This window comes from Micromonospora sp. NPDC049679 (assembly GCF_040659735.1).
GTDB lineage: Bacteria > Actinomycetota > Actinomycetes > Mycobacteriales > Micromonosporaceae > Micromonospora_I.
In genome coordinates this window covers 82799-106931 of the sequence record NZ_JBFANZ010000013.1, presented here as the reverse complement: position 1 = coordinate 106931, position 24133 = coordinate 82799, and the positions used below count along the sequence as shown (strand labels likewise).

The window sequence follows — 24133 nt, the reverse complement described above, 5'->3', positions numbered from 1 at the left end:
AAAGGCCGGAAATGCCTGTGATGCGTCTCGTGCCGGTGGAGCTGGTGGAAGACTTCGTGGCGTGGCGGCGGGGGCCTTGGTCGTGGCAGGGGCGGCGCGGGAAGGTCGGCGACCGATCCGGTCGCTGGACCGGCCGGCGCTCGTCGCGCTACTGCTCGGGCTCGCCGGAATCGGCTACCGACTGGTTCTGCTGCTGCTCACCGTGCCGGGCACGAACAGCGACGAGGCGACCTTCGGACTGGTCGCCACGCACATCGCGCAGGGACGGACGCTCCCCGTCTACCTGTACGGGCAGCACTACATGGGGGTGCTCGAGTCGTACCTCGCCGCGCCGTTCTTCGCGCTCTTCGGCCCGAGCTGGGTGTTGCTCCGCGCGCCGCTGCTGGTGCTCTACGCGGCCTTCGTCTACCTCATGTACCGGCTGACCAGGGAGATCTACTCGCCTTGGCTGGCCACCTTCACCGTGGGACTACTCGCGCTCGGGTCGGAGCGGGTGGTGCGGGACCAGATGACCGCGGCCGGTGGCCGACCGGAGACGAAACCCGCCGTCGTGCTGTTGCTGCTCCTCGCGATCGCTCTCGCGCAGGGGCGGATCCGACGCCGTTGGCTGGCGTTCGCGGTCTTCGGCCTCGTCGCCGGCGCGTCGCTGTGGACCGACTGGCTCGTGATTCCCTATCTCGCCGCGGCCGCCGTCGTGCTGCTCGCCGCCGCCGGACGGGAGCTACGGGGCCGGGCCGGCCTGGCCCTGCTCGCCGGCTTCGCGATCGGCGCGCTGCCGCTGATCGTGGACAACCTGACCGCCCCGCCGGGGCAGGACTCGCTTTCCGTGTTCCGGCAGCTCAGCGCCGGCGAGGGCGGACCGACCACGCTTCCCGACCGGCTGCACGGCGCGGTGCTGCAGGGGATCCCGCTCGCCGCCGGGCTCTGCCGGTCGACCGGGTGCGCGCCGTGGCAGATGGCATGGGGCGCGCTGTACCCGCCCCTGCTGGTCGCCGCGGCGGCCCTGGCCGTCGTCCACCTGCGCCGGGCCCGACGAACGCCGGAGACCCCGGCGGCGACGGCGGGGCCGGCGCGCTGGATCCGGTACGTCGCACAGCTCGCCCTCGTCGGCGCCGCCGCGGTGACGCTGGCCAGTTACGTCCGGAGTTCATACGCCGCCACCGCTCCGCTGGCCAGCGCCCGGTATCTCGCCACCCTGCAGATCTCGCTGCCGGTGGCGCTCTGGCCGCTCTGGCGGGCCGCGGGCTGGGCGTGGCGCGGCTCAGGAACGCGAGTGTGGTTCCGCGCCGCCGGCGTCGCCGCGCTCGGGCTGCTGGCCGCCATGACGGCCGCGATGCTCTTCGGAACGGCATCGCTGGTCGCCCAGGTCGGCCCGATCCGCGCGGAGGAGCAGCGGGCTCGGACGCTGGCCACGGCGTTGCACCGGGCGGGGATCAGATACGTGTACGGCGAGTACTGGACCTGCAACCGCCTCACCTTCACCACGCGGGAGAAGGTGATCTGCGCGGTGCTCACCGAGAGGCTGAAACCGGGGCAGGATCGCTACGGGCCGTACGGGCGCCGGGTGCACGCCGAGCGCCGCACCGCGTTCGTCTTCGCGACCGGCGAAACGGCCGACCTGGCGCTACGGAGCTACCTCAGCGGACGCACGATCCACACGCGCGTGACCGAGGTCGGCGGATACCGGATATACCAACCGGACGTCACGGTGCAGCCATGGCGGTAGGGGGTCCCCCGGCAGAGCCCGGACACCGTGCCGGGCGCGCGCCGCGCTCGATGAACGACGCGGCGCCCCGGCGCCGGTGGCCCTGACCGCTCTCCTGCTCACCGCCCTGGTGGCCATGACCATGATCGAGGCGCGCGGTGGCCGGCACCCGTGACGACGGTCAACTCGGCGGCAGCCAGCCCTGCCACACCTTCGGATTCGCGTCCAACCACTTCTTCGCCGCCTGATCGCGCGAGAGCTTGTCGACCGTGAGGTAACGGGCGACCGCGTTCTGGTCGGCGTCGGTCCACTGGAAGTTCCTGATCAGTGTCGCGGCCGGACTGCCGGACTCGGCGAACCTCTTGTTGGCGATCTTGTCAAGGTCGTACGGCTGGTAGTCGCAGGCGACCGTCTTCGGATCGGCGTCACAGCCGGGGACGTACGTCGGCAGGTCGATGTGCGCCAACTCGACTTCGGAGAGGAACCACTGCGGGGCGTAGAAGTATCCGATCAGCGGCTTTTTCTTCGCCTCGGCGACCCGGAACGCCTCGATCAGCGCCGCCTCGCTTCCGGCGTAGACCACCTTGTAGTTCAGCTTCAGATTGCGCACCAGCGCCTCGTCGTTCGTGACGTAGGACGGGTCCCCGTCGAGGAACTGGCCCTTGCTGCCCGACTTGGAGGTCCGGAAGAGGTCGGCGTACTTGTTGAGGTTGCGCCAGTCCGTGATGTCCGGGTATTCCTCGACCATCCACGGCGGCACGTACCACCCGATCACCCCTTTGTTGCCGGTGATCCCCTGCTCGACGACGGACTTCTCCCGGTCGATGTACCTCTTCTTGAGATCGTCGTGGCCCCAGTTTTCCAGGATCGCGTCGATCTCGCCGCGCGCGAGCCCCTGCCAGGACTCCTCCTCGGTGAGGTCCTTCTCCACCACCGTGCAACCGAGCCGCTCCTTGGCGAGGTAGCTCACCACGGCGACGTTCGCCTCATAACCGACCCAGGGGTTGACCGCGAGCGTGAGCGTGCCGCACGAGATGCTGGGCACGCCCGGCGCCGGGGCGGCGGGACGGATGCTGGAGGCGCAGCCGGCGAGAGCCAGCGCCGCCACGCCCGCGAGGGCCGCCACCCGGATCCACCCGGCTCTGCTCTGCATCGGCAGTGTCTCCTCTTCGTGGGATCTCCGTGTGGTCCCGGCGCCCGTCACCGGGGTCGCTCTCCCCGGGGTGGTTGTCACCGGGCGCCGACCGTGCGGCCGGGCCCGAGGCGCTGCGCGAGGACCTCCTCGGTGAGGGCGACGAGCACCTGCTTCACCGATTCGCGGCTGCGGGCGTCGCAGTTGACGATGCAGACGTCGCCATCGACGCCGAGCGCCTCCCGGACCTCGCCGAGGTCGAAGCGGCGCGCCTGGTCGAAGTTGTTGATGGCGAGCAGGAACGGGATCCCGTGCTCCTCGAAGTAGTCCACCGACGGGAAGCAGTCCTCGATGCGCCGGGTGTCGACCAGGATGACCGCGCCGAGCGCGCCGTCGACCAGGTCGTCCCAGAGAAAGGCGAACCGGTCCTGGCCGGGCGTGCCGAAGAGGTAGAGCAGCAGGGTCTCGTCCAAGCTGATCCGCCCGAAGTCGAGCGCGACGGTCGTGGTGGTCTTCGCCGAGACGTCACTGGTGTCGTCCACGCCGAGCGAGACCTCGGTCATCTCCGCCTCGGTGACGAGCGGCTCGATCTCCGAGATCGCACCGACGAACGTCGTCTTGCCGACACCGAAGCCCCCGCTCACGACGATCTTCACCGCCGTCGGCGCGGGGGGCGGCGGTTGACTAGAGCGCGCGAACACGGTCCCTGATCCTCTCGATCATCTCAATGGATAGCTCCCCCTGCTCGGCGCAGTGCACGTAGCCGTCGACCACCAGGTCGGCGACGAGCACGCGGACGACCCCGAGCGGCACGTGCAGGGCCACCGCGACGTCCGCGATGGACATGGAGCGCTGGCAGAGCTCCACGATGCGTCGGGCCTCGAAACGCAGCGGCGCGGAGAGCGCGGCCGGCTGGGCGGAGAGCATCGTCTCCACCCGCAACCCGTCCTTCACCGGCCGGGTCCGCCCGCCGGTCAGCAGGAACGGGCGGACCACCAGTTCGTCGGCGGGGCTCACCGGTGACGGCGTCTCCGGTTCGGGGGTGGTCGCCGCGCCTACGGGCCGTGGATACCAGTACGGGATCATTCGTGGATCCGGTAACCGGGAGTCGGGCTGCCGAGGATCACTCATCGCGGTAGGTGCTGTCTGGACTCGGAGATCAGGGCCGGCGTGAGCAACGTGCCGAACCGCTCGGCGAGCAGCGAGATCTCGTATCCGACCAGCCCCAGGTCGGAGTCGCCCTCGGCGAGCACACCGAGGCAGCTTCCGCCGCTGATGGCCGAGACGAGCAGGAAACCGCGCTTCATCTCGATCATGATCAGCTTGAGGCCGTCGAACTCGTAGCGCCGCGAGGCGCTCCGGGCGAGGCTCGCCATGCTCGAGACGATCGCCGCGAGGTGGTCGCCCTCCGTGCGGCCCAGGCCGTCGGACGCGGCGATCAGCAGCCCGTCGGAGGAGACGGCCACAGCGTCGCGGACCCCGTCAGTCTGGCGGACGAAGTTGGCCAGCAGCCAGTTGAACTGGTGCCGGTCGGTGTGGGTGTCCACGGTCATTGGCTCTCCTCCAAGCCTTGGTGCCGGCGCCCGTCGACGCCGGGTTGCCCGCCAGCCGTCGGCCGCTCGCTCTGGCCGCGCAGCATCCCGGCGCGCAGCGCGGTGAGCCGCGCGCGCACCTCGTTGGGCGAGTCATCGAGCACCGGACGCCGCTCGGGGCGGGCGCCGCCAGCACCGCGCGGCGGCTCCGACCTCGGCGTCACCGGCTCGGGCCGACGGCTGCGCGGGAGCCGCTTGCGCAGACCGTTGGCGGTGCGATCTCCGTCGGGCGGCGCAGAGCCGCCGCCGTGACCGACGCCGGCCGGCACACCGCCACCCGTCGCGGCGGCGCGGGGCCCGCCCGTCATGCCGTTGCCGGCGGCGGGGGGCGCCGGATCGACCAGCGGGTAGGCCGCGGTCGGCGCGGTGGTCGACATGGGTGTGCCGGCGACGGTGAGGTATTCGACGACCGGCGCCGGGCCGGACGCGATGGCCCGGGACGGACCGTTGGCCGGGGCGGGCGCCGGCGGGGTGTCCGTGCCATTCGACGCGGGCGTCGTCGCCACGGCGGGGGTCGGCTCCGCGGTGGTCGCCGTGACGACCTCGGCGCGGGTGATCGGTGGCCGCGCGGACATGACGCTCGCGGGCAGGGTGACCCGCGCGGTGATGCCGGTGACCGGCGACGGCGCGAGCTGGACGTCGACGGTGAGCTGACGGGCCAACTGCCCCACCACGTAGTGCCCGAGATAGCGCGTGGGCGCCGACACGAAGTCACCTTCCCCGCGAAGCCGCGCGTTGGCCCCCGCCAGGTCGTCAACCCCCATGCCGACCCCCTGATCGGTGATCGCGATCAGGTAGCCGTCGCCGGTCCGACGCCCCTGGATCTCGACGTCGGAGTCGGGCGGGGAGAAGTTGAGCCCGTTCTCGATCAGCTCGGCGAGCATGTGCGCCAGCCCGCTCACCACCGTGCCGGCCACATACGCGTCGTCGATACGGCGCAGCGACACCCGGCGGTACTCCTCCACCTCGGACACGGCGGCCCGGATCACGTCGGCGATCGGCAGCGGCGCCGTCCACTGACGCGGGCTCGCGGCGCCGACGAGGACCAACAGGCTCTCCGCGTTACGCCGCATACGGGTGGCGAGATGGTCCAGCTCGAAGAGGTTGGCCAGCCCGGCGGGGTCGGCCTCCTCCCGTTCGAGGGTGGTGATGAAGCCGAGCTGGCGGCGGAGCAGATTCTGGTTGCGCCGGCCGAGGTTGGCCAGGGACTCGGTGGTGCTGCGCCGCAGCAGCGCCTGCTCGGTCGCGAGTTGGTAGGCGACGGCCTGCACCCGGTCGAGGGCGTCCGCGACGGAACGGATCTCGGCGGTGGCCCGCACCGGTACCTGCACCGGCTCCGGGGGCGGTGGCGGCTCCTCGCTGTCGCCGGCCTGGACCCGGCTTACCGCCTCGGGAAGGCGCTGGCTCGCCAGCCCGTCCGCCTCCGCGGCGAGCGCCGCCAACGGTCGGGTGATCGACCGGGACGCCACGACGAGCAGAATGACGGCGCCGGTCAGGCAGAGCGCGACGAGAGCGGCGAGCACGCCGAGCCGCTGGGCGGACTCGACCTGACGTACGTCGGCGCGGATCTGGATCTCGGACCCCACGTACTGCTGCATCCGGCGCATGTCGTCCAGCACGGTGGTCAGCGCCGACCACCAGGACTGCGGGTTGACCTGCAGATGACGCCCGTCCGCGGCGGCCAGCGCCACCTGTTCGAAGTAGGCCGCCTCGCGGGCCGCGCCGGTGTCGAGGACGTACTGGTTGGCCGCCTTCTGACGGGCGGTGGCGTGTTGCGCGAAATCCTCGAGCGCCGACTGCTTGGCCGCCCGCATGGCGGCGAACTGGAGGAACTCCTCCTTCGCGAAGCCGCCGGCGGAGAAGACGCCGTTGAGGAAGGCGCGCTCCTGGGCCGTGCTCTCCTTGACCCGGCCGAGCGCGGCGAGGGCGGCGACGTGCCGGCGCAACGCGCGATCGGCCGCGTCGTCGAGCCCGAAGTCGACGCCGTTGAGAGTGGCGATCCGTTCGGTGAAGAACTGGAACGCCGCGGCGCGTGCGGCGCCGCCGGTATCGGCGGCGGAACGGATCGCCGGCAACCCGTCGAGCTCCCGCAACGCCTTGCCGACCCGCTCCTCGATGTCGCCGCCGTCGGCGATGCGCCGCTCGACCGCCGCGCGCTCCGCGTCCACCTGCCGCCGGGCCGGCGGGATCTCGTCGCGGAACCCGACGTTGCCGCCGAGCAGGCCGGCGGTCAGGCCGCGCTCGGTCTGCAACTCCTGCACGAGGTCCTGCACCGAGAGGGCCAGACCGACCGCGCGGGTGGTCGCGGTGGAGGTGCGGTAGTCGGTCACCTCGACGGCGGTGACGTAGCCGAGGAGCACGACGACCGCGAGCACCGGCAGCGCCAGGATGCCGAGCAGCCGCCGTCGGATCGTTCCGCCCTGTTGCGTCGCCGGGGCGTCGGAGACCGGCGGCGTCTCGCTCGCCGTCGGCACCGTCAGCTCGGACCTGTGTCGGGGCAAAGCGCCTCCCGTAAGCCGACACGAACACGACCCATGATTGACACCTATGATTGCGTTCGTGTGTCAGCGAAATGTCGATGCGCGCCGCGTCACGCTTCCCGGCGTCGCGGCACAAGGGCAGACATTAGCGCCCCGCACCGCCGCCGTCACCCCCTTGACGCTCTAATTTGGAGAGAACGCGACTGGCCGTCACCGTCCACTGTGGCGGTTGCCCGACGTGTGCACTCGTCAAATCATGAGTCGGGGCGATCCTGAAACGGGGCGCCCCCGGTTCGCCGCGCAGGCCCCACCGACCGCCGTCCGCGGACCGCCTCCGCTACGCACGACACCGCCCTCGCGTGACCACACGACGCCGCCCTCGCGCAACCAGTCGAGCGATAAGCAACAGCGCTCGGACACGCGATCGACGGATGAGCCGCACCGCTGCGCGAAACGGCGCTTGCTAATCGTTTCCGCATAGGAAACGGGCGGCGCCGATGCCTGAGCACTTTCCACAGCGGCGACTTCCACATCGCCGGCGTGAACCTCTCCCCCGTTCCTCCTTGCTGACGCCGCGTCACCGGCTCGCCGAATCGGAGGCGATCCCGGTGACCGCGCGGTCACCGCCGGTGCTGGCCCGAATAATCCCGGCACGCGGACCACGACGCACTGGGATTCCGACAATTCCCCCGCAGGGCGCCCGCCGTTCACCTTTGCCCTTGTCAGGTGGCACCCGGCATGAGAATGATGTTGGCAACCGGCCGCCGCCGGGACGGTCTCGGGGCTCGTCACGCACGTGCCCGGTCCCATCGCGGACCGATCAGAAGGAGGAATTGGTGCGAACCTCGATTGCCCGTGGGACCGCTCTGCTCGGGATGTCCACGTTACTGCTGGCCACCGTGGCCTGCGCGCCGCCGAGCACGAGTTCGGCGTCGAGCGACGCGGCCAGGGCCACCAGCGCCGCCGACCTCGGCGGGCTCGACAAGCTCGTGGCCGAGGCGAAGAAGGAGGGGCAGCTCAACGTGATCGCGCTGCCGCCGGACTGGGCCAACTACGGGGAGATCACCAAGGCCTTCACCCAGAAGTACGGCATCAAAATCAACTCCGCCCAGCCCGACGCGTCGAGCCAGGACGAGATCAACGCCGCCAACCAGCTCAAGGGGCAGGCCACCGCGCCGGACGTGTTCGACCTCGGCGGCGCCGTCGCGCTGGCCAACGTGGCGAAGTTCGCGCCGTACAAGGTCGCCACCTGGAGCGAGGTGCCGGACGCGCTCAAGGAGGCCGGCGGCGCCTGGATCAACGACTACGGCGGCTACATGTCGATCGGGTACGACACGAAGAAGGTGCCCGCGCCGCAGAGCCTGACCGACCTGCTCAAGCCGGAGTACAAGGGCAAGGTGGCGCTCAACGGCGACCCGACCCAGGCCGGCGCGGCGTTCAGCGGGGTGGCCATGGCGTCACTCGGCAACGGCGGCTCCGCCGACGACATCAGCAAGGGCGTGGACTTCTTCGCGCAGCTCAAGAAGGCCGGCAACTTCCTGCCCGTCGACCCGACGCCCACCACCATCGAATCGGGACAGACTCCGGTCGTCATCGACTGGGACTACCTCAACGTCGGGCAGGGCAAGAAGCTGCAGGGCAAGATCGACTGGAAGACGGTCGTGCCGGCGAACGCCGTGGTCGGCTCCTACTACGTCCAGGCGATCAGCGCCGATGCCCCGCACCCCGCCGCCGCGCGGCTGTGGCAGGAGTTCCTCTACTCCGACGAGGGGCAGAACCTCTGGCTCAAGGGCGGCGCGCGGCCGGTCCGGGCCGAGGCGATGGAGAAGGCCGGCACGATCGACAAGACCGCGTACGCCGAACTGCCGGCGACCACCGGCACGCCGGTCTTCCTGACCGAGGCGCAGACCCAGAAGGCCAAGGAATACCTGTCGGCGAACTGGGCCAAGGTCATCGGCTGACCGTGACCACACGTGCCGTCAGCCGTCGTACGGACCCCGTGGCCCCCACGCCCGGGGTCCGTACCCGCCCTCTGCTGCGCCGCCATCGCGGCCTGCTCGGCGTCGTACCGTTCTTCGCCTTCGTCGCGATCTTCCTCGCCATCCCCACCCTCGTGGTCACGATCGGCGCGTTCACCAGCGACAACGGCGGCTTCACCCTGGACAACGTCGCCGCGCTCGCCGACGGCTACATCGTCGCGGCGTTCGGTCGCAGCATCCTGCTCTCCGCCGTCACCGCCGCGCTCGGCGCGGTCTTCGGCGGGCTCCTCGCCTACGCCCTGGTCACCGCCCGCGAGGGCGGCCTGCTGCGCCGCGTGGTAACCGCGGTGTCCGGCGTGCTCGCCCAGTTCGGCGGGGTGACGCTCGCGTTCGCGTTCATCGCCACGCTCGGGCTGAGCGGCTTCGTCACGGTCTTCCTCCGCGACAACCTCGGCGTCGACCTCTACGCCCGGGGGATGTGGCTGTTCGACCTGCCCGGCCTGGTGCTCGTCTACACGTACTTCCAGGTGCCGCTCATGGTCATCGTCTTCCTGCCCGCGCTGGACGGCGTCCGTCCGCAGTGGAGGGAGGCGGCCGAGAGCCTCGGCGGGTCGACCTGGCAGTACTGGCGGATGGTCGCGGTGCCGCTGCTGGCGCCCGCGTTCCTCGGCGCGACACTGCTGCTCTTCGCCAACGCCTTCTCCGCGTACGCCACGGCGGCCGCGCTGGTCAGCCAGGGCAGCCCGATCGTGCCGCTGCAGATCCGCACCGCCCTCACCAGCGAGGTCGTCCTCGGCGAGCAGAACCTCGGCAAGGCGATGGCGCTCGGCATGGTCGGCGTCGTCGCGGTCGTCATGACGCTCTACGCCCTGCTGCAACGGAGGACCGCGCGATGGCTGGGCTGATCCGTCGCCGGGCACGCCGGCAGCGCGCGTTCCGCTGGGCGGTCGTCAGCGTCGTCGGCGTCTTCTTCGCGCTGCCCCTGCTGGCGATGCTGGAGTTCACCACGCGGGGCGCGGGCGGACGACGAACCGCGGAGACCTGGCGTCTGCTCGTGGACTGGGGGCGGCTCGGCGAGACATATCCGGACCTGGGGGCCGGGATAGCCGCGTCGTTCGGGCTCGTCCTGCTCACCGTGCTCCTGATGCTGGCGCTGCTGGTCCCCACCGTCATCTGGGTGCGGCTACGCCTGCCCCGGCTGCGGCGGGTGGTCGAGTTCGTCTGCCTGCTACCGCTGACCATCCCGGCGATCGTGCTGGTCGTCGGGTTGGCCCCGGTCTACGCATGGGTGACGTACTTCCTCGGCGGCTCCCCGCTGACCCTCACCTTCGCCTACACCGTGCTGGTCCTCCCCTACGCCTACCGGTCGATCGACGCCGGACTCTCCGCGATCGACGTACGCACCCTCGCCGAGGCGGCCCGGAGCCTGGGCGCCGGCTGGGGGACCGTGATGTGGCGCGTCGTGCTGCCGAACATCCGCTCCGCGGTGCTCTCCGCGGCGTTCCTCACCGTCGCGCTGGTGCTCGGCGAGTTCACCATCGCCTCCCTGCTCAGCCGCACCAACCTGCAGGTCGCCGTCAACCTGCTCGGCAAGAGCAGCGCGACGATGTCCGTGGCCGTCTCACTCGCGGCGCTGGTACTCGCGTTCGTCCTGCTGTTGCTGCTGTCCCTCGTCGGGCCCGGACGCCGCCGACGAGTCATGAAGGAGACACCGTGACCGACACCGTCGCTTCACCCGTTGGGCAGCAGGAAGTGCGGCGCGGCGTGACCGTACGCCTTGAGGGGTTGACCCGCCGCTTCGGCAACGTCCAGGCGCTCGACGGGCTCGACCTGGAGGTCGCCCCCGGCGAGCTGGTCGCCCTGCTCGGCCCCTCCGGCTGCGGCAAGACCACCGCGCTGCGAGTGCTCGGCGGGCTGGAGGACGCCGACGCCGGCCGGGTGTTGGTCGACGGCAAGGACCTCACCGCCGTCCCGGCCAGCCGCCGCGACATGGGCATGGTCTTCCAGGCGTACAGCCTCTTCCCGCACCTCACCGCGGCGCAGAACGTCGAGTTCGGGCTGCGGCTGCGGGCCCGTCCCGCGGCCGAACGTCGCGCCCGGGCGGCGGAGATGCTGGAGCTGGTCGGCATCAGCAGCCATGCCGACCGCTACCCGCACCAGCTCTCCGGCGGACAGCAGCAGCGGGTCGCGCTGGCCCGCGCGCTCGCGATCCGACCCCGCGTGCTCCTGCTCGACGAGCCGCTGTCGGCGCTCGACGCGAAGGTGCGGGTGCAGCTCCGCGACGAGATCCGCCGCATCCAACTGGAGGTCGGCATCACCACACTGTTCGTCACGCACGACCAGGAGGAGGCGCTGGCGATCGCCGACCGGGTCGGCGTGATGCGCGGCGGGCAGTTGGAGCAGCTCGGCCCCCCGGCGGAGATCTACCGTCGGCCGGCGACCTCGTTCGTCGCCGACTTCGTCGGACTCAGCAACCGGCTGCCGGGGCAGCTGCGCGACGGCGCGGTCGAGGTGCTCGGCGCCCGGCTGCCGCTGATCGACGCAGCCGACGGCGCCGGGTCCGTCACCGCCCTGGTCCGACCCGAGTCCGTCGACGTGGTCGCCGATCCCGACGGGGCGGGCCGGGTGCTCGCCGCGAGCTTCCTCGGCCCCACCAGCCGGGTCACCGTCGCCCTCCCGGACGACGTGCTGGTCGTCGCCCAGGTGGCGAGCGGCCGGCTGGCTGATCTGCCGCCCGGCACGGCGGTACGGATCGAGCTGGCGACGGTGCCGGTGGCGCTCGCGCACTGACCGTCGCATGCACCGAGACTGTATCGCGAAACCCCGAGGGTGTTACGAAGGCGCAGACACGGTCTCTGTTGCAGGTTTGACCTGGGCAAACGTAGCCGAAACCCGGGTGTATCACGAACGATCGTTACGGACACTCCGATCGAACCTTCACGCGAAGCCGGCCATCATCGACACCGTTTGCATCTGGTGACACGCTTCTTACCGGCGCCCCGGTTGCGCGCCGGCGGCGGCGCGTATCTGTCGCAGGTGAGAGCCGCCGTGCGAATCTTGACCCGTGCTCGGTAACCGTCCGCTCGTCCGCGCTCTGGTCACTTTCGACCAGAGCGAATGGCCGTGGTCTCGGCCGCACTGCTGCCTGAGGATGCCCGGCAAGTCCCTGCGCGGCTACAAGATGACCGTCACGGACTACCTACGGCGCCTCGCCGAGCAAGAGGGCCTGTGCGCGATCTGCGGCGGCTGCAACTACTACGCCGACGAGCCGGCGCCGCTGTGCGTCGACCACGACCACGTTTGCTGCCCGAACCGGGCACGCACCTGCGGCCGCTGCGTGCGCGGACTGCTGTGCGCGGGGTGCAACGGCTTCCTGGGGGAACTGGAACTGTGGGGGCGGATGCCCATGGACGTCACCTGGCATGGCGCGGCGCGCGCGTACCTGGCCAAGTACGGCTGCGACCCCGAGGCTCCGTACCGGCGGCTGGTCCTGCGCGAGCAGCACCAACTCCGGACCGCGACGTGGCCGCGGCCGTGCCGGTGCCCGCTCTGCAACAAGGACTATCCCGCCACCGTCATCTACGGGCGAAACTGACGGTGCGGCGCGGTGAGCCGCGGCCGATGGCAGGATCAGCAGCGCTCGATCTCTCGTTGATAGTCTGCCGCGGTGCCGATCATCATCCGCCTCGCCGCTTCGTCCGACACGCCATGACGCCGAATCCGCGCCGCGCCGTCCGCGCGATCATCCTCGACGAGGACGACCGGATCCTGCTCTGCCGGTTCGTCTTTCCTCATCCGGCGGTGCCAGAGAAGGCGAAGGCCGTTTGGGCGGCCCCAGGCGGCGGCATCGAACCCGGCGAGGACCAGCTGACGGCCTTGCGCCGTGAACTGCGTGAGGAGACCGGTCTGGTGGTCAGCGCCGATCCACCGCACGTCTGGCACCAGGAAGTCGCGGCCGCCGACGATGCGCCGGGCTCCGACGGCATCATCAACGACTACTTCCTCATCCGCGCGACCCATTTCCAGCCCCGCGGTGAGTTGACCGACGACCAACTCGCTGCGCAGGAGAACCTGGCTGGGTTCCGGTGGTGGCACCTCTCGGAGATCGCTGGCTATGAGGGGTCTGAGCTGTTCTCGCCGCGTGACCTCACAACACCCTTGACAGCGCTGCTCACAACGGGGACGCCGGGCCAGCCGGTCCAACTCGGCCTCTAGCAAGTTCCGGGTGTCATGCAGGGGAGCGACCGGCCCGCGTCGTCGTGCTCGTTCTGCCGACCGCGCCCGGCTCGCCGCCTACACGCCCCGTCATGCCGGCCCCAGCAGGATGGTCCTGCTGGGGCCGCTGCCGTCTACAGCAGCGCGACGAGGGAAACCAGCACGCCGACGAAGCCGAGGCCGGCTCCAATCCCGACCGCGGTAGCGGGGAAGTGGACGTGCAGCCAGGCGACGGCGGCCGTCGCGGCGGCGAAGCAGAGCAGCAGCACGAGGCCGATAATCAACAGTTCCATGGTTACTCCTGGTGTGGTTGGGCCGGTCGGGCGGGTCGCCTTCCCGGTCCTTCCTGACCGTTCCGGCGCTACACGAGATGTCTCGGATCTGCCGCGGCGATCCTGTAGCCCACGGAGCCCAGGAGTTTTGGCGCGCGCGGGAGACGGGCGTGTTGGGCCCCATCCACGTCACTCATTACCGATAATCTTCCATTCTCGTGAATGAGATAACGGTCCGGAACGACGCCCAGGAAGTCTTCTCCGTCGATCCCAACGAACACCTCTCCGACTCCACGCGTCAGCGCATCCGCGAATCCGTGCCCGAGTCCACCCGGCGCGCGTACGCCGGCGACTGGCGCCGCTTCACCGACTGGTGCGCCCAGCGCGACCGGTCGCCCCTCCCGGCCACCGCCGCCACGCTCGCCGAGTACGTCTCGCATCTCGCTGATCAAGACAAGGCGTCGTCCACGATCGAACGCGCGATCGCGGCCGTGACCGTCGCGCACCGCACCGCCGACGCTCCGCCGCCCAACTCCAAGGCCGCCCGCGCCGTCCTGCGTCAGCACCGCTCCGAACTTGCCGACGCCGGCCGCGGCGTCCGCAAGGCCAAGCCGGTCACCATCACCGTGCTGCGCGCGATGGTCGACGTACTGGACGTGGCCACCCTCGCCGGCCTACGCGACCGGGCGCTCATCGTCGTCGGGTTCGCGCTCGGCACCCGGCGCAGCGAACTCGCCGCGCTCAACATCGCCGACCTGACGTTGACGGACGAAGGCATGGCGGTGGTGATCCGTCGCTCCAAGACCGACAAGGAGTCCGCCGGGCGTCACGTCGCGCTGCCGTACGGTTCCCACCCGGAAACCTGCCTCGTGCGCACGATGCAGGCGTGGCTGGCCGCGCTCGCCGAACACGAAGCGGTCACCGGTGCCGTGTTCCGCCGCATCGACCGCTACGGCAACCTCGGCCGGGCACCCCACGGCCGCGGCGAGGCTGACGGGCGGCTCACCGGCCAAGCGGTCGGAATCATCATCCGCCGCACCGCGTTGCGCGCCGGTCTGGACGCCGCGTCCGCATTCACTGGACATTCCCTGCGGCGCGGCTTCGCCACCGAGACCTACCGCGCCGGCGCCGACCCGCTCCGGATCGCCCGGCACGCCGGCTGGAAAGACGGCTCCCCCACGCTCGCCGGCTACATCGAAGACGTCGACCGGTGGAAGGCCAATCCGCTGACGGGCGTCGGGCTCTGAAGCGCGGCAGCATCATGACCGCTCCCACCGCGCCCGGTCTGCCGGATTCGTCGGGACGCTCGCTGCGCTTCAGAAGCTCGGCCCGCCCGCGCGCCGCGCCGCCTCCTCCTCGGCGCACGTCTTGTGGCACGGTCGGTTGTTCTCATCCCGCGTGAAGGCACCCTTTCCGCACAGGCGGCACGGGGCCCTGTCGCCGGAGGCGTGGCGGGTCCAGTTCAGCCCGATCCCGGGCCGGCTGTTCATCAAATCTCGGGTGCCCACCACAACGGGGCCGCGCGGGTCTCGCGGCGGTGCCGGCGGCCGCCGGTACCCCGTGTCGACCCCGTAGTTGCACGACAGGTCCAGCTCCCGAGGCGTCATCGTGGCCACGGAGCGCGCATCCGGATCCAGCTCGACGTTCGTGACCGGTTTCAGTCCGTCGCGGTCGTTGAGGTACCGCTCCATGTCGGCGGCCGTCACCCAGTAGTACATCGCCCGACCGCGCGAGTCGGTCTCCACCAGCGACCGGTATTCCCCCGACGCCGCCCCAACGACCAGGTGGTCCAGATTCAGGCCGAGAGCGGCCAGCAGGTAGACGTGCAGCTTTCCGCACGGTCGCTTCCGGGTGACCGGACAGAACACGTCTCGCCGGCCGCACCGGTCGATGTCGGCTTCGCGGGCGCCACCGGATACGAGCAGCTCGTTACCCGTGCGGACCCAACCGGCGTTGGTCGGTGCGATGGTCGCCCACGCCGCCCGGTGCTCGATCTGCACGTCAGGGTTGTCCGTCGTCCACATCGGCGTCAGACCGTCATTACGAGCGATCTGGATGCGCTTCTTGATCGTTGTCACCGACAACTTCGAAACCTGGAGTTCGTGTCCGAGCATCAGGCCACCCTCGCCGCGCACCAGCACGTCGGTGACCCGTTTTCCAGTGGACGAGCGGGCCTCGACCTCTACCGAAAAGCCGGCGTTCTGGCAGACCGTGGCTACCCGATCCTTCAGCGCCTTGTGCTTGTCGGACTCCGTCGCGTGCGGGTGGTTCGCCGCGGCTGAGGGGTTCAGGTGCACAGCCTCGCGGCGGCCCGACCCGTCCGCCGGCCCACGCAGGTACATCCACTCCGGACAGTACGGGTCCCGGGCGTAACAGGCTCCCATGCACCGGAGTTCGCCGGTCCGGATCGACCGCGAACGCAGCTCCTGCCACAGCCCTGGCCGCTGCGGGTGACCCAAGTCGTCCCGACTCAGATTCAGATCGATTCCCAGCCGTACATGCCGCACACCCTCAGCCATCCGCGGCCCCTCCCACTCGGTGCACTCACCATCATGCGTCTGGGGGCCGACAAATCGATGGGGGCTGCGGTCAGCTCTCCTCGAAATCCCTGAGCGCCATCACAAGGGAGGTCGTCACCTGATCCTGGTCGGCGACGGCCTCCCGCAGCACATTCCCCGTCTCCTTGCGGCCGTCCGCCTCGGCTGCGAGTGCGAGCTCCAGGATTCCCTTGCTCAGCCCGATCGTGGCGGCCGCCAGCATCTTCGTCACCCTCGCAGCGTTGATCTGCACGTCCGCCTCGAGGGCCCGACCCAGCCAGAACGAGGCCTGCTGCAGATCGCGGGCGAGTGCGGCGGGGTCGACCGGGCTTCGCCATAAGGTCATCGTGCCAGCGCTCGGCGACGCCGCACGTCACCCGGACCGGGTAGCGCCGAATCCCCCGAACGTGTGTGTTTCCCCTATTCGCGCAGTATGGACGGCTTAGCGTCGCAGGGTGGCCGTTTTCATCACCCCGCCGGACCGGGAGCAGTGCCGCTGGCGCATCGAAGCGCAGCGGGGCGGGACCGTGCGCGTGTTCCACGAACGAACGCCAGGCCCAGTAGGTGTGGGCGAATTGCTCGTCGAGGTTCTGCCGTCGAAGCTCCGCCGCCACGCGGGGCGACATCTCGGGGAGCCGGTGCCGGACGGGACGTGGCGTGGCGCGAGCGGGAATCTCGGCTCGCAACGCCGCCGGGCGCTTACGCCCCATAGCCCTTTCGGTAGTCGGTCATGCGCGACAGCATCCCAACGCGCGGCCGTTCGCCGCTACCCGGCCTTCCCGGGTCGTGCCGCGTCCGCCAGTGCGCGCAGCCGCGCCAACATCCTGGCGAGGTCCTCCCGGTTCTTGGCGCTCTTCACCCATGCCGGTTGCCCGGGGTGGACATCTGACCGCAGCGGGGACGGCCGGAGGATGGCCGATGCTCCATGGCAGGCAGAGGACCATTACGCCCACCATTTCTGGATGACGAGAACCAGGATGACGGCTATCAGTAGCGCGCCGGGCCAGCCGGTGTCGAGCAGGCGCCGCATCACGGCTCGTTCCGTCGCCCGCGCCCAGCGTCGTACTGGTTGAGATGCCCGAGCGTGAGCAGGTGCCCGCGAATCTCGGTCGGCCGATTCCATCGATTGTTGAGCTCGTGCTGCAAGCGTCGTTCGCACGCCAGCTCGTACTCGCGGCGCTGATGTGCAGCGGCGGCAGCAAGGATCGCTGCCCGGCGAGCTCGCCGGCGCACCCACGGCAGCCACCACCATTGTGGTCCTGGCATCGCTGTTCCTCCTGGTCGCAGCGGAGGTGCAGATGTGCTGAGGCGCGGGGAGCCGGGGCGGCGAACTAGACGTAAACTGCGCCGCCCCGGCACTGTCGAGAGCGCATCTACCGGTGTCAGTCAGAGAGCACTCTCAATCCCTAACCCCAGTCACAGTGTGACCAGTGTCAACAGTGTGCTTGCTGTGCACACGGTCCTCATGATCGGATTTACGGGTCAGTCAGGGAGTCTTGCCATGCCCGTACCGATGGGATTCCGCGCGATCGCGGACGACTTGCAGCAGCGCATCAAGGGACGCGAGTACGAGCCGGGCAGTCGGCTGCCCTCATATCCCGAGCTCGCGGCCCTCTACTCGGTGTCCATATCAACCGCGCAGCGGGCGATCAGCCTGCTCGTCGAGCGGGGCGTGGTGGTCACCTCGCCCGGTCGTGGCCTGTTCGTAGCGGACGAGCCGCCCGTGGGCTAGACCCGCCACCGCTTCACCTGCACGCGAAGCGGTGGCGTCGACTGGGGCGACGTGTTGCCCGGCCACTGAGGGGTGCACCCGCACCTTTGCTCTGCTTACCTCCAGGAGACAGCATTCGTCCGGATCGCGGGCAACGACTGTTTCCTCCATGGAGGAAGTAGAACAAAAGGTAGACCACGCAGCAGTCGGACACGAGTCCGCGGCCGAGCGGTGCGAGCGGCTGCCACCGGGCGGCCCCTGAACGGTCCGGAGCTGCGCAACAAGTACGTCGGCGAGACGGAGCGGCACATCCGACGCACCGGAGCACGTCGAGGCGCCGTGGTCAGGCGAGCGTCAGCACTCGATGACGTTGACGGCGAGGCCGCCGCGCGCGGTCTCCTTGTACTTGGTCTTCATGTCGGCGCCGGTCTCGCGCATGGTCTTGATGACCTTGTCGAGCGAGACGTGATGTTCGCCGTCCCCCCGCAACGCGATTCGAGCCCCGGTGATCGCCTTGATCGCGGCGACGGCGTTCCGCTCGATGCACGGGATCTGGACCAGGCCGCCGACCGGGTCGCAGGTGAGGCCGAGGTTGTGCTCCATCCCGATCTCCGCGGCGTTCTCGACCTGCTGCGGCGTGCCGCCGAGCACCTCGGCGAGGCCGGCCGCCGCCATCGAGCAGGCGGATCCCACCTCGCCCTGGCAGCCGACCTCGGCGCCGGAGATCGACGCGTTCTCCTTGAACAGCACGCCGACCGCACCGGCGGTGAGGAGAAATCGGACGACGCCGTCGTCGTCGGCACCGGGGATGAACCGCGCGTAGTAGTGCAGGACGGCCGGGATGATGCCGGCCGCGCCGTTGGTCGGCGCGGTGACGATGCGACCCCCCGCGGCGTTCTCCTCGTTGACGGCCAACGCGTAGAGCACGACCCAGTCCATCGCCGGGAGCGCGTCGTCGCGGTCGGTCCCCTGCTCCAGCGACCGGCGCAGCGCGGCGGCGCGGCGGCGCACCTTGAGCCCGCCCGGCAACACGCCCTCCCGGCCGCAACCGGCCTCGACGCACTCCTGCATCACCTTCCAGATGCCGAGCAGTCCGGCCCGGATCTCCGCCTCCGGCCGCCATGCCTTCTCGTTCTCCAGCATCACCCCGCTGACGGACAGCCCGGTGGCGGCGGTGTGCGCGAGGAGCTGCGCTCCCGTGGTGAACGGATACGGCAACGGCGTGGCGTCCGGCACGATCCGGTCGGCGCCGGCCGCGGATTCGTCCACCACGAAGCCGCCGCCGACGGAGTAGTACGTCCGCTCGGACAGCACCGCTCCGTCGATGGAGAGGGCACGGAAGCACATGCCGTTGGCGTGGTACGGCAGCGACCGACGCCGGTGCAGCGTGAGGTGCGCGTTCTCGGTGAACGTGACCGGGTGCCGGCCGAGCAGCCGCAACTCGCCGGCCGCCCGGATCTGGGACAGCCGGTGTTCGGCCGCGTCCGGATCGACCGACTCCGGCCGGTGGCCTTCGAGCCCGAGCATGACGGCCTTCGGCGTGCCGTGACCGTGCCCGGTCGCGCCGAGAGAGCCGAACAGCTCCGCCTCGACCGTCACCGTGGCGTCGAGCAACGCCCCCTCCACCAGTGACTCGGCGAACGTGGCCGCGGCGCGCATCGGCCCGACGGTGTGCGAGCTCGACGGACCGATGCCGATGGAGAACAGGTCGAAGACGCTGAGGCTCATGGCGTGCCGAGCTTGGCGGTGACCCAGTCGTGGAAGGCCCCGATGTGATGCTCGGACGGGACCAGGACGCCCCCCTTGGCGTACGCGCGGGAGTTCATCGCCGGCTGGCACCGCTCGCACGCGTCGAAGTCCTGCACGTTGACCCGGTGGAACAGCTCGACCGAGCGCGACACGTCCTTGCCGGACGCCACGATCTGCTTGGAGTAGAGCCAGTCGCACTCGACGACCGTGCGGTCCTCGGCGAGCGGGTACATCCGGTGGAAGATGATGTGGTCGGGCACCAGGTTGATGAAGACCTGCGGCTTGATGGTGATGGCGTAGTAGCGCCGGTCCTGGTCCTCGGTGACGCCGGGCAGCTTGTCGAAGCCCTCGCTGCCGTCGACGGTGAAGCCCTTGATCTCGTCACCGAACTCGGCACCGTGCCCGACGTAGTACTGCGCGGCGTAGCCGTCGGCGAACTCCGGCAACACCTCGGTGAGCTCCGGATGGATCGTCGCGCAGTGGTAGCACTCCATGAAGTTCTCGACGATGAGCTTCCAGTTGGCCTTGACGTCGTACGTGATGCGCCTGCCGACCGCGAGGTCGCCGATCTCGTACGAGTCGATCGCCTCCAGATTTCCGAGCCGCTCCGTCACCGCCGTCTGCACATCGGTTTCGAACGACGGCGGCTCGTCGGCGAGGCACACCCAGGCGTACCCCAGCCACTCCCGCAGGTGCACGGGAACCAGCCCGTACTGGGTGCGGTCGATGTCGGGCATCTTGGTGAGGTTCGGGGCCGCCACCAGCTTTCCGTCCAACCCGTAGGTCCAGGCGTGGTACGGGCACTGGAAGGCGCGCTTGACCTCGCCGCTGTCGTCGGTGCAGAGCTTCGCGCCGCGGTGCCGGCAGATGTTGAGGAAGGCGCGGAGTTCGCCGTCGCGTCCGCGTACGACGAGGACGCTCTCCCGGCCGACCTGCACGGACCGGAAGCTCCCCGGCGTGGCCAGGTCGCTCGCGCGCACCGCACAGAACCACATGTTCTCGAAGATGCGCGCCTGCTCCAGCCCGAAGACGGCCGGATCGGTGTAGTAATGGCCGGGCAGGGTCGGGATGAGGCTGGCGGGCATGTTGGTAGTGGTCACTGTGACACCTCGACGAGGGCTTCAGGCGACGCGGAGAAGTCACGTCGCGGGTTGAAGAGGCTGATGGGGTGTGCGGTGGAGCCGCCGGTCGCCAGATCGGCGAGGATCTCCCCGACGACGGGGACGAACTTGAAGCCGTGGCCGGAGAATCCGCAGGCGACGGTCACCTGTGGATGCTCCGGGTGGGTCGCGATGACGAAGTGCTGGTCCGGTGTGTTGGTGTACATGCAGGTCGCGGCGCGCAGGATGCGCCCCGCGAGCGGAGGCAGGACCCGACCCAGGTGGTCCCGGATGGCCTGGATCTCCTCGGGGTGGACCTGCCGGTCGACGGTGTCGGGGGTGCAGACGCGACCCCGGCGGAAGAACGCGACCTTGGCGCCGCCGTCCGGCCCGTCGATGGCCGGGAAGCCGTAGATCTGGGTGCCGGCGGCGTCCTCGTGGATGTAGATCGGGTGCCGCTCGGGTTGGAAGGCGGCCACCCCGGACTGCGGCTGGAACCAGTACATGACCTGCCGCTCGACGGTGAACGGGACACCGAGGTCGGCGAGGAGCTCCGGGGCCCACGCGCCCGGACAGACCACGAGCCGGTCGGCGGTGTAGAACGCGTCCCCGGTCACGACCCGCACGCCACCGCCGGGCAGCGCCTCCCAGCGCAGCACGGGCTCGTCGTAGCGCAGGTCGGCGCCGTGCCGCGCGGCGAGCTGGAGGTGGGCGGCGACGGTCGCCTCCGGCCGGGCGAAGCCCGCCTTCGCCTCGAAGAGCGCGATCTCGTCGGGGCGCGGGTTGAGGGTCGGGAAGCGGCGCCGGATCTCGCCGGGGTCCAGGATCTCGTGGGGCAGATCCCACTGCCGCGCCGCGCGCAGGCTGCCGGCGACGGTCAGGCTGTCCGACCGGCCGACGAACACCCCGCCGGTGAGCGACACGATGTCCCGTCCGGCGTCGCGTTCGAGCTTCTCCCACAGCTCGTACGAGCGCAGCAGCAGCGGCACGTACGCGGGATCCTCGAAGTAGGACTGCCGGATGATGCGGGAGCCGCCGTGGCTGGAGCCGCGGTTGTGCACCGGCCCGAACCTCTCCAGGCCCAGGACGCGCTGCCCCCGCGCGGCAAGGTGGTATGCCGCGGCGCTCCCCATGCCACCGAGTCCCACGACGATGACGTCATGCGTTCCCATGTCTGCTGCCTCCCCTCGGGCGATCGCGCGGTTAGCGGCGGATGCGCTCCATCTGCGGGTCGAAGAGTGGTTCCGCCGCGACGGTGGCCGGCAGCTGCTCGCCGAAGTACCCGATCGTCACGGGGGTGCCGGGCACGGACACCGCGCTGGGCAGCCAGGCGTACGCGACGGTCCGGCCGATGCTGTAGCCGTAGGACGCGCTGGTGACGTAGCCGACGGCGGTTCCGGCCGCGAACACGGGCTCCTTGCCCATGACCAGCGCGGTCGGGTCGTCGAGGGTCAGGCAGCTGAGCCGCCGCCGCACCGTCTCCTCCGAGCGCCCCTCGATCGCGGCCCGCCCGATGAAGTCGCCCTTGTCCATCCGCACGGCGAAGCCGAGCCCCGCCTCGTACGGGTCGTGCTCGGTGGTCAGGTCGGTCCCCCAGGACCGGTAGCCCTTCTCCAGGCGGAGGCTGTTGAAGGCGCTGCGCCCCGCGGCGATCACGCCCAGCTCCTGGCCGGCGCCCCAGAGCGTGTCCCACAGCTTGAGCCCGGTGTCGGCGGAGGCGTAGATCTCCCAGCCGAGCTCGCCGACGTAGGACAGCCGCAAGGCGGTCACCGGCACCTCCCCGATGTACGCCTTCTTCGCGCGGAAGTACCTGAACCCGGCGTGCGAGAAGTCCTCGCGGGTCAGCGGCGACACGAGGTCGCGGGCGAGCGGGCCCCACAGGCCGATGCAGCAGGTGCCGCCGGTGATGTCGCGGACTCCGACCGAACCGTCGGCCGGCAACTGCTGTCGCATCCAGTCCTCGTCCAGCGGGCCGTTCGCGCCGACCTGGAACAGGTTCTCGCCGAGGCGGGCCACCGTCAGGTCGCTGCGGACGCCGCCGTCGTGGCCGAGCATGAGCGTGTACGTGACCGAGCCGACCGACTTGGCGAGGTTGTTGGTGGTCAGTCGCTGCAGGAAGTCCAGGGCGCCGGGGCCGCTGACCTCCAGGCGCTTGAGCGGCGTCATGTCGTACATCGCGACGCGTTCCCGCGTCACTGCCGACTCCACGGCCGCGACGGGTGACCAGTACCGCGCCGACCAGGCGTCCCGCTCCGGCACGTCCACGGTGTCCAGCAGGCCGGCGTTCGCCTCGTACCAGTAGGGCCGTTCCCAGCCGGCGCCTTCCAGGAAGACGGCGCCGAGCTGCTGCTGGCGCGGGTAGAACGGGCTGGTGCGCAGTGGCCGCGGTCGTTCCATCGGCTGCAGCGGGTGGATGATGTCGTAGACCTCGATGAAGTTCTGGCGGCCGCGCTCGGCGATGTAGTCGGGGGCGAGCTGCACCTCCTCGAAGCGGTGCAGGTCGCACTCGTGCACGTCGACGCGGGGCTGGCCGTCGACGAGCCACTCCGCCATCGCGCGCGCGACGCCCGCGGAGTGCGTCACCCACACGGCCTCGGCGACCCAGAAACCGGACAGCTCCCGGTGCTCCCCCATGATCGGCCCGCCGTCGGGGGTGAAGGAGAAGATGCCGTTGAAGCCCTCCTCGACCTTCGTCTCGGCCAGCTCCGGCAGGAGCGAGACCGTTTCCTGCCACGCGCGCGCGAAGTCCTCTTCGGTGAACGCGAGGACGCTCGGCATGACCGGCGCCTGCGCCGGCGACAGGATCTCGTCGACGTCGACCGGCATCGGACGGTGGCCGTAGTAGCCGATCCCGATGCGGTCTCCGTGCTCCCGGTAGTACAGGTCCTGGTCCTGGTGGCGGAGGATCGGCTTGTTGGCCTCGGACCGGGCGTCGTTGACGCCGATCAGCGAGGCCACCTGTCCCGTCTTCGCGTACTGGTGCGCGAGGGGCAGCAGCGGGATGGTCAGCCCCACCATGCGTCCGATTCCGGGGCCCCAGAAGCCGGCGGCGCAGACCACGATGTCGGCCGCGATGAAGCCCTGATCGGTCTCGACGCCGGTGACGCTTCCGTTCTCCTGGCCGATACCGACCACTGTGTGTCCACCGAGGAACCGGGCGCCGCGTTCCATCGCCCGGCGCGCCTGCGCCTCCACCGCCCGCACCGCGTTGGCCAGCCCGTCGGTGGGGACATGCAGACCGCCGAGCACCGTGCTCGGGTCGAGCAGAGGGTGCAGGGCCGCGCACTCCTCGGGGCCGAGCAGCGTGCCCTCGATCCCCCACGACGTGGCCAGGCCGTGCTTGCGCTTCAGGTCCGTCCACCGGGCCTCGGTGGTGGCGACCTCGAGACCGCCGACCTGCCGGAAGCACCACTGGCCGTCCAGCGTCAGGCCACTGAGCTTGCGCACGGTGTAGCTGGCGAGCTCGGTCATCGTCTTCGAGGCGTTCGTCTGGAACACCAGGCCGGGGGCGTGTGAGCTGGAGCCACCGGTGGCGAAGAGCGGCCCCTGGTCGACGACGGTGACGTCGGTCCAGCCTCGCTCGGTCAACTCGTCCGCGAGGGAACTGCCGACGATGCCGGCACCGATGATCACTACGCGAGGGGGCTTGGTCATGGGGGTT

The 24133-nt window shown here is 70.3% G+C and carries 21 protein-coding genes; 9 read left to right on the top strand and 12 right to left on the bottom strand.

Going from position 1 to position 24133, the window contains the following annotated elements; all coding sequences use genetic code 11:
• Positions 1-61: 61 nt before the first annotated feature.
• Positions 62-1726 carry a hypothetical protein gene (locus tag AB0J06_RS11415; protein ID WP_357427254.1) on the top strand — a complete coding sequence of 555 codons (1665 nt, stop codon included), beginning with the start codon at positions 62-64 and terminating at the stop codon, positions 1724-1726.
• Positions 1727-1886: 160 nt separating this feature from the next.
• Here AB0J06_RS11415 and AB0J06_RS11410 read toward each other — a convergent pair whose 3' ends face one another.
• The 5 genes from AB0J06_RS11410 to AB0J06_RS11390 form a co-directional block, all read right to left on the bottom strand.
• Positions 1887-2858 (bottom strand): ABC transporter substrate-binding protein, encoded by a 972-nt coding sequence (locus AB0J06_RS11410; RefSeq protein WP_357427252.1) that lies wholly within the window; start codon positions 2856-2858, stop codon positions 1887-1889.
• Positions 2859-2935: 77 nt separating this feature from the next.
• Entirely contained in the window at positions 2936-3538 is a 603-nt protein-coding gene (locus tag AB0J06_RS11405; protein WP_357427250.1) for an ATP/GTP-binding protein, read from the bottom strand.
• Positions 3522-3923 (bottom strand): DUF742 domain-containing protein, encoded by a 402-nt coding sequence (locus AB0J06_RS11400; protein ID WP_357427248.1) that lies wholly within the window; start codon positions 3921-3923, stop codon positions 3522-3524. The genes AB0J06_RS11405 and AB0J06_RS11400 overlap by 17 nt, the downstream gene beginning before the upstream one ends.
• A gap of 41 nt (positions 3924-3964) precedes the next feature.
• Entirely contained in the window at positions 3965-4390 is a 426-nt protein-coding gene (locus AB0J06_RS11395) for a roadblock/LC7 domain-containing protein (RefSeq protein WP_357427246.1), read from the bottom strand.
• The gene (locus AB0J06_RS11390) at positions 4387-6903 is read right to left on the bottom strand and encodes a nitrate- and nitrite sensing domain-containing protein (RefSeq protein ID WP_357427308.1); all 2517 of its coding nucleotides are present in this window, start codon (positions 6901-6903) and stop codon (positions 4387-4389) included. Before AB0J06_RS11390 ends, AB0J06_RS11395 begins: the two co-directional genes overlap by 4 nt.
• 842 nt (positions 6904-7745) lie before the next feature.
• On the opposite strand from AB0J06_RS11390, the gene AB0J06_RS11385 reads away from it, so the two are divergent.
• The 6 genes from AB0J06_RS11385 (at position 7746) to AB0J06_RS11360 (ending at position 13103) form a co-directional block, all read left to right on the top strand.
• Positions 7746-8870 (top strand): ABC transporter substrate-binding protein, encoded by a 1125-nt coding sequence (locus tag AB0J06_RS11385; protein ID WP_357427244.1) that lies wholly within the window; start codon positions 7746-7748, stop codon positions 8868-8870.
• A 2-nt stretch (positions 8871-8872) separates the two neighbouring features.
• Positions 8873-9793 carry an ABC transporter permease subunit gene (locus AB0J06_RS11380; protein WP_357427242.1) on the top strand — a complete coding sequence of 307 codons (921 nt, stop codon included), beginning with the start codon at positions 8873-8875 and terminating at the stop codon, positions 9791-9793.
• The gene (locus AB0J06_RS11375) at positions 9781-10605 is read left to right on the top strand and encodes an ABC transporter permease subunit (RefSeq protein ID WP_357427240.1); all 825 of its coding nucleotides are present in this window, start codon (positions 9781-9783) and stop codon (positions 10603-10605) included. Before AB0J06_RS11380 ends, AB0J06_RS11375 begins: the two co-directional genes overlap by 13 nt.
• Positions 10602-11678 carry an ABC transporter ATP-binding protein gene (locus AB0J06_RS11370; RefSeq protein ID WP_357427238.1) on the top strand — a complete coding sequence of 359 codons (1077 nt, stop codon included), beginning with the start codon at positions 10602-10604 and terminating at the stop codon, positions 11676-11678. Before AB0J06_RS11375 ends, AB0J06_RS11370 begins: the two co-directional genes overlap by 4 nt.
• A 361-nt stretch (positions 11679-12039) precedes the next feature.
• The gene (locus tag AB0J06_RS11365; RefSeq protein ID WP_357427236.1) at positions 12040-12483 is read left to right on the top strand and encodes an endonuclease domain-containing protein; all 444 of its coding nucleotides are present in this window, start codon (positions 12040-12042) and stop codon (positions 12481-12483) included.
• 26 nt (positions 12484-12509) lie between these two features.
• The gene (locus tag AB0J06_RS11360; RefSeq protein WP_357427234.1) at positions 12510-13103 is read left to right on the top strand and encodes an NUDIX domain-containing protein; all 594 of its coding nucleotides are present in this window, start codon (positions 12510-12512) and stop codon (positions 13101-13103) included.
• 134 nt (positions 13104-13237) lie between these two features.
• On the opposite strand, the gene AB0J06_RS11355 is transcribed toward AB0J06_RS11360, so the two are convergent.
• Positions 13238-13396: a hypothetical protein gene (locus AB0J06_RS11355; protein ID WP_357427232.1), complete on the bottom strand. Its 159-nt coding sequence runs from the start codon at positions 13394-13396 to the stop codon at positions 13238-13240.
• Between the two features lie 197 nt (positions 13397-13593).
• Here AB0J06_RS11355 and AB0J06_RS11350 point away from each other — a divergent pair, with 197 nt between their 5' ends.
• Positions 13594-14622 carry a site-specific integrase gene (locus AB0J06_RS11350; RefSeq protein ID WP_357427230.1) on the top strand — a complete coding sequence of 343 codons (1029 nt, stop codon included), beginning with the start codon at positions 13594-13596 and terminating at the stop codon, positions 14620-14622.
• Positions 14623-14691: 69 nt separating this feature from the next.
• Here AB0J06_RS11350 and AB0J06_RS11345 read toward each other — a convergent pair whose 3' ends face one another.
• Together AB0J06_RS11345 and AB0J06_RS11340 are read right to left on the bottom strand one after the other, a co-directional pair.
• The gene (locus AB0J06_RS11345; RefSeq protein WP_357427228.1) at positions 14692-15759 is read right to left on the bottom strand and encodes a hypothetical protein; all 1068 of its coding nucleotides are present in this window, start codon (positions 15757-15759) and stop codon (positions 14692-14694) included.
• Positions 15760-15964: 205 nt separating this feature from the next.
• Positions 15965-16258, bottom strand: coding sequence for a hypothetical protein (locus tag AB0J06_RS11340; RefSeq protein ID WP_357427226.1), 294 nt, complete (start codon positions 16256-16258; stop codon positions 15965-15967).
• 1155 nt (positions 16259-17413) lie between these two features.
• Here AB0J06_RS11340 and AB0J06_RS11335 point away from each other — a divergent pair.
• A complete protein-coding gene (locus tag AB0J06_RS11335) occupies positions 17414-17644 on the top strand; it encodes a winged helix-turn-helix domain-containing protein (protein ID WP_357427224.1) in 231 nt (76 codons plus the stop codon).
• A gap of 333 nt (positions 17645-17977) precedes the next feature.
• Here AB0J06_RS11335 and AB0J06_RS11330 read toward each other — a convergent pair whose 3' ends face one another.
• From AB0J06_RS11330 to AB0J06_RS11315, 4 genes are read right to left on the bottom strand one after another with little or no spacing between them, the layout of a single operon-like run.
• A complete protein-coding gene (locus AB0J06_RS11330) occupies positions 17978-19351 on the bottom strand; it encodes an L-serine ammonia-lyase (protein WP_357427222.1) in 1374 nt (457 codons plus the stop codon).
• A complete protein-coding gene (locus AB0J06_RS11325; protein ID WP_357427220.1) occupies positions 19348-20472 on the bottom strand; it encodes an aromatic ring-hydroxylating dioxygenase subunit alpha in 1125 nt (374 codons plus the stop codon). The genes AB0J06_RS11330 and AB0J06_RS11325 overlap by 4 nt, the downstream gene beginning before the upstream one ends.
• Positions 20469-21644 (bottom strand): N-methyl-L-tryptophan oxidase, encoded by a 1176-nt coding sequence (gene solA / locus AB0J06_RS11320; RefSeq protein WP_357427218.1) that lies wholly within the window; start codon positions 21642-21644, stop codon positions 20469-20471. The genes AB0J06_RS11325 and solA overlap by 4 nt, the downstream gene beginning before the upstream one ends.
• A 31-nt stretch (positions 21645-21675) precedes the next feature.
• Entirely contained in the window at positions 21676-24126 is a 2451-nt protein-coding gene (locus AB0J06_RS11315; RefSeq protein ID WP_357427216.1) for an FAD-dependent oxidoreductase, read from the bottom strand.
• Positions 24127-24133: the final 7 nt, after the last annotated feature.

What these genes read in the sequence shown, in the direction of transcription:
- AB0J06_RS11410 (WP_357427252.1), bottom strand. Translation starts at nt 2,858, where the DNA reads ATGCAGAGCAGAGCCGGGTGGATCCGGGTGGCGGCCCTCGCGGGCGTG.
- AB0J06_RS11400 (WP_357427248.1), bottom strand. Translation starts at nt 3,923, where the DNA reads ATGATCCCGTACTGGTATCCACGGCCCGTAGGCGCGGCGACCACCCCC.
- AB0J06_RS11395 (WP_357427246.1), bottom strand. Translation starts at nt 4,390, where the DNA reads ATGACCGTGGACACCCACACCGACCGGCACCAGTTCAACTGGCTGCTG.
- AB0J06_RS11375 (WP_357427240.1), top strand. Translation starts at nt 9,781, where the DNA reads ATGGCTGGGCTGATCCGTCGCCGGGCACGCCGGCAGCGCGCGTTCCGC.
- AB0J06_RS11365 (WP_357427236.1), top strand. Translation starts at nt 12,040, where the DNA reads ATGCCCGGCAAGTCCCTGCGCGGCTACAAGATGACCGTCACGGACTAC.
- AB0J06_RS11360 (WP_357427234.1), top strand. Translation starts at nt 12,510, where the DNA reads ATGGCAGGATCAGCAGCGCTCGATCTCTCGTTGATAGTCTGCCGCGGT.
- AB0J06_RS11355 (WP_357427232.1), bottom strand. Translation starts at nt 13,396, where the DNA reads ATGGAACTGTTGATTATCGGCCTCGTGCTGCTGCTCTGCTTCGCCGCC.
- AB0J06_RS11345 (WP_357427228.1), bottom strand. Translation starts at nt 15,759, where the DNA reads ATGGGAGCCTGTTACGCCCGGGACCCGTACTGTCCGGAGTGGATGTAC.
- AB0J06_RS11340 (WP_357427226.1), bottom strand. Translation starts at nt 16,258, where the DNA reads ATGACCTTATGGCGAAGCCCGGTCGACCCCGCCGCACTCGCCCGCGAT.
- AB0J06_RS11335 (WP_357427224.1), top strand. Translation starts at nt 17,414, where the DNA reads ATGCCCGTACCGATGGGATTCCGCGCGATCGCGGACGACTTGCAGCAG.
- AB0J06_RS11330 (WP_357427222.1), bottom strand. Translation starts at nt 19,351, where the DNA reads ATGAGCCTCAGCGTCTTCGACCTGTTCTCCATCGGCATCGGTCCGTCG.
- solA (WP_357427218.1), bottom strand. Translation starts at nt 21,644, where the DNA reads ATGGGAACGCATGACGTCATCGTCGTGGGACTCGGTGGCATGGGGAGC.
- AB0J06_RS11315 (WP_357427216.1), bottom strand. Translation starts at nt 24,126, where the DNA reads ATGACCAAGCCCCCTCGCGTAGTGATCATCGGTGCCGGCATCGTCGGC.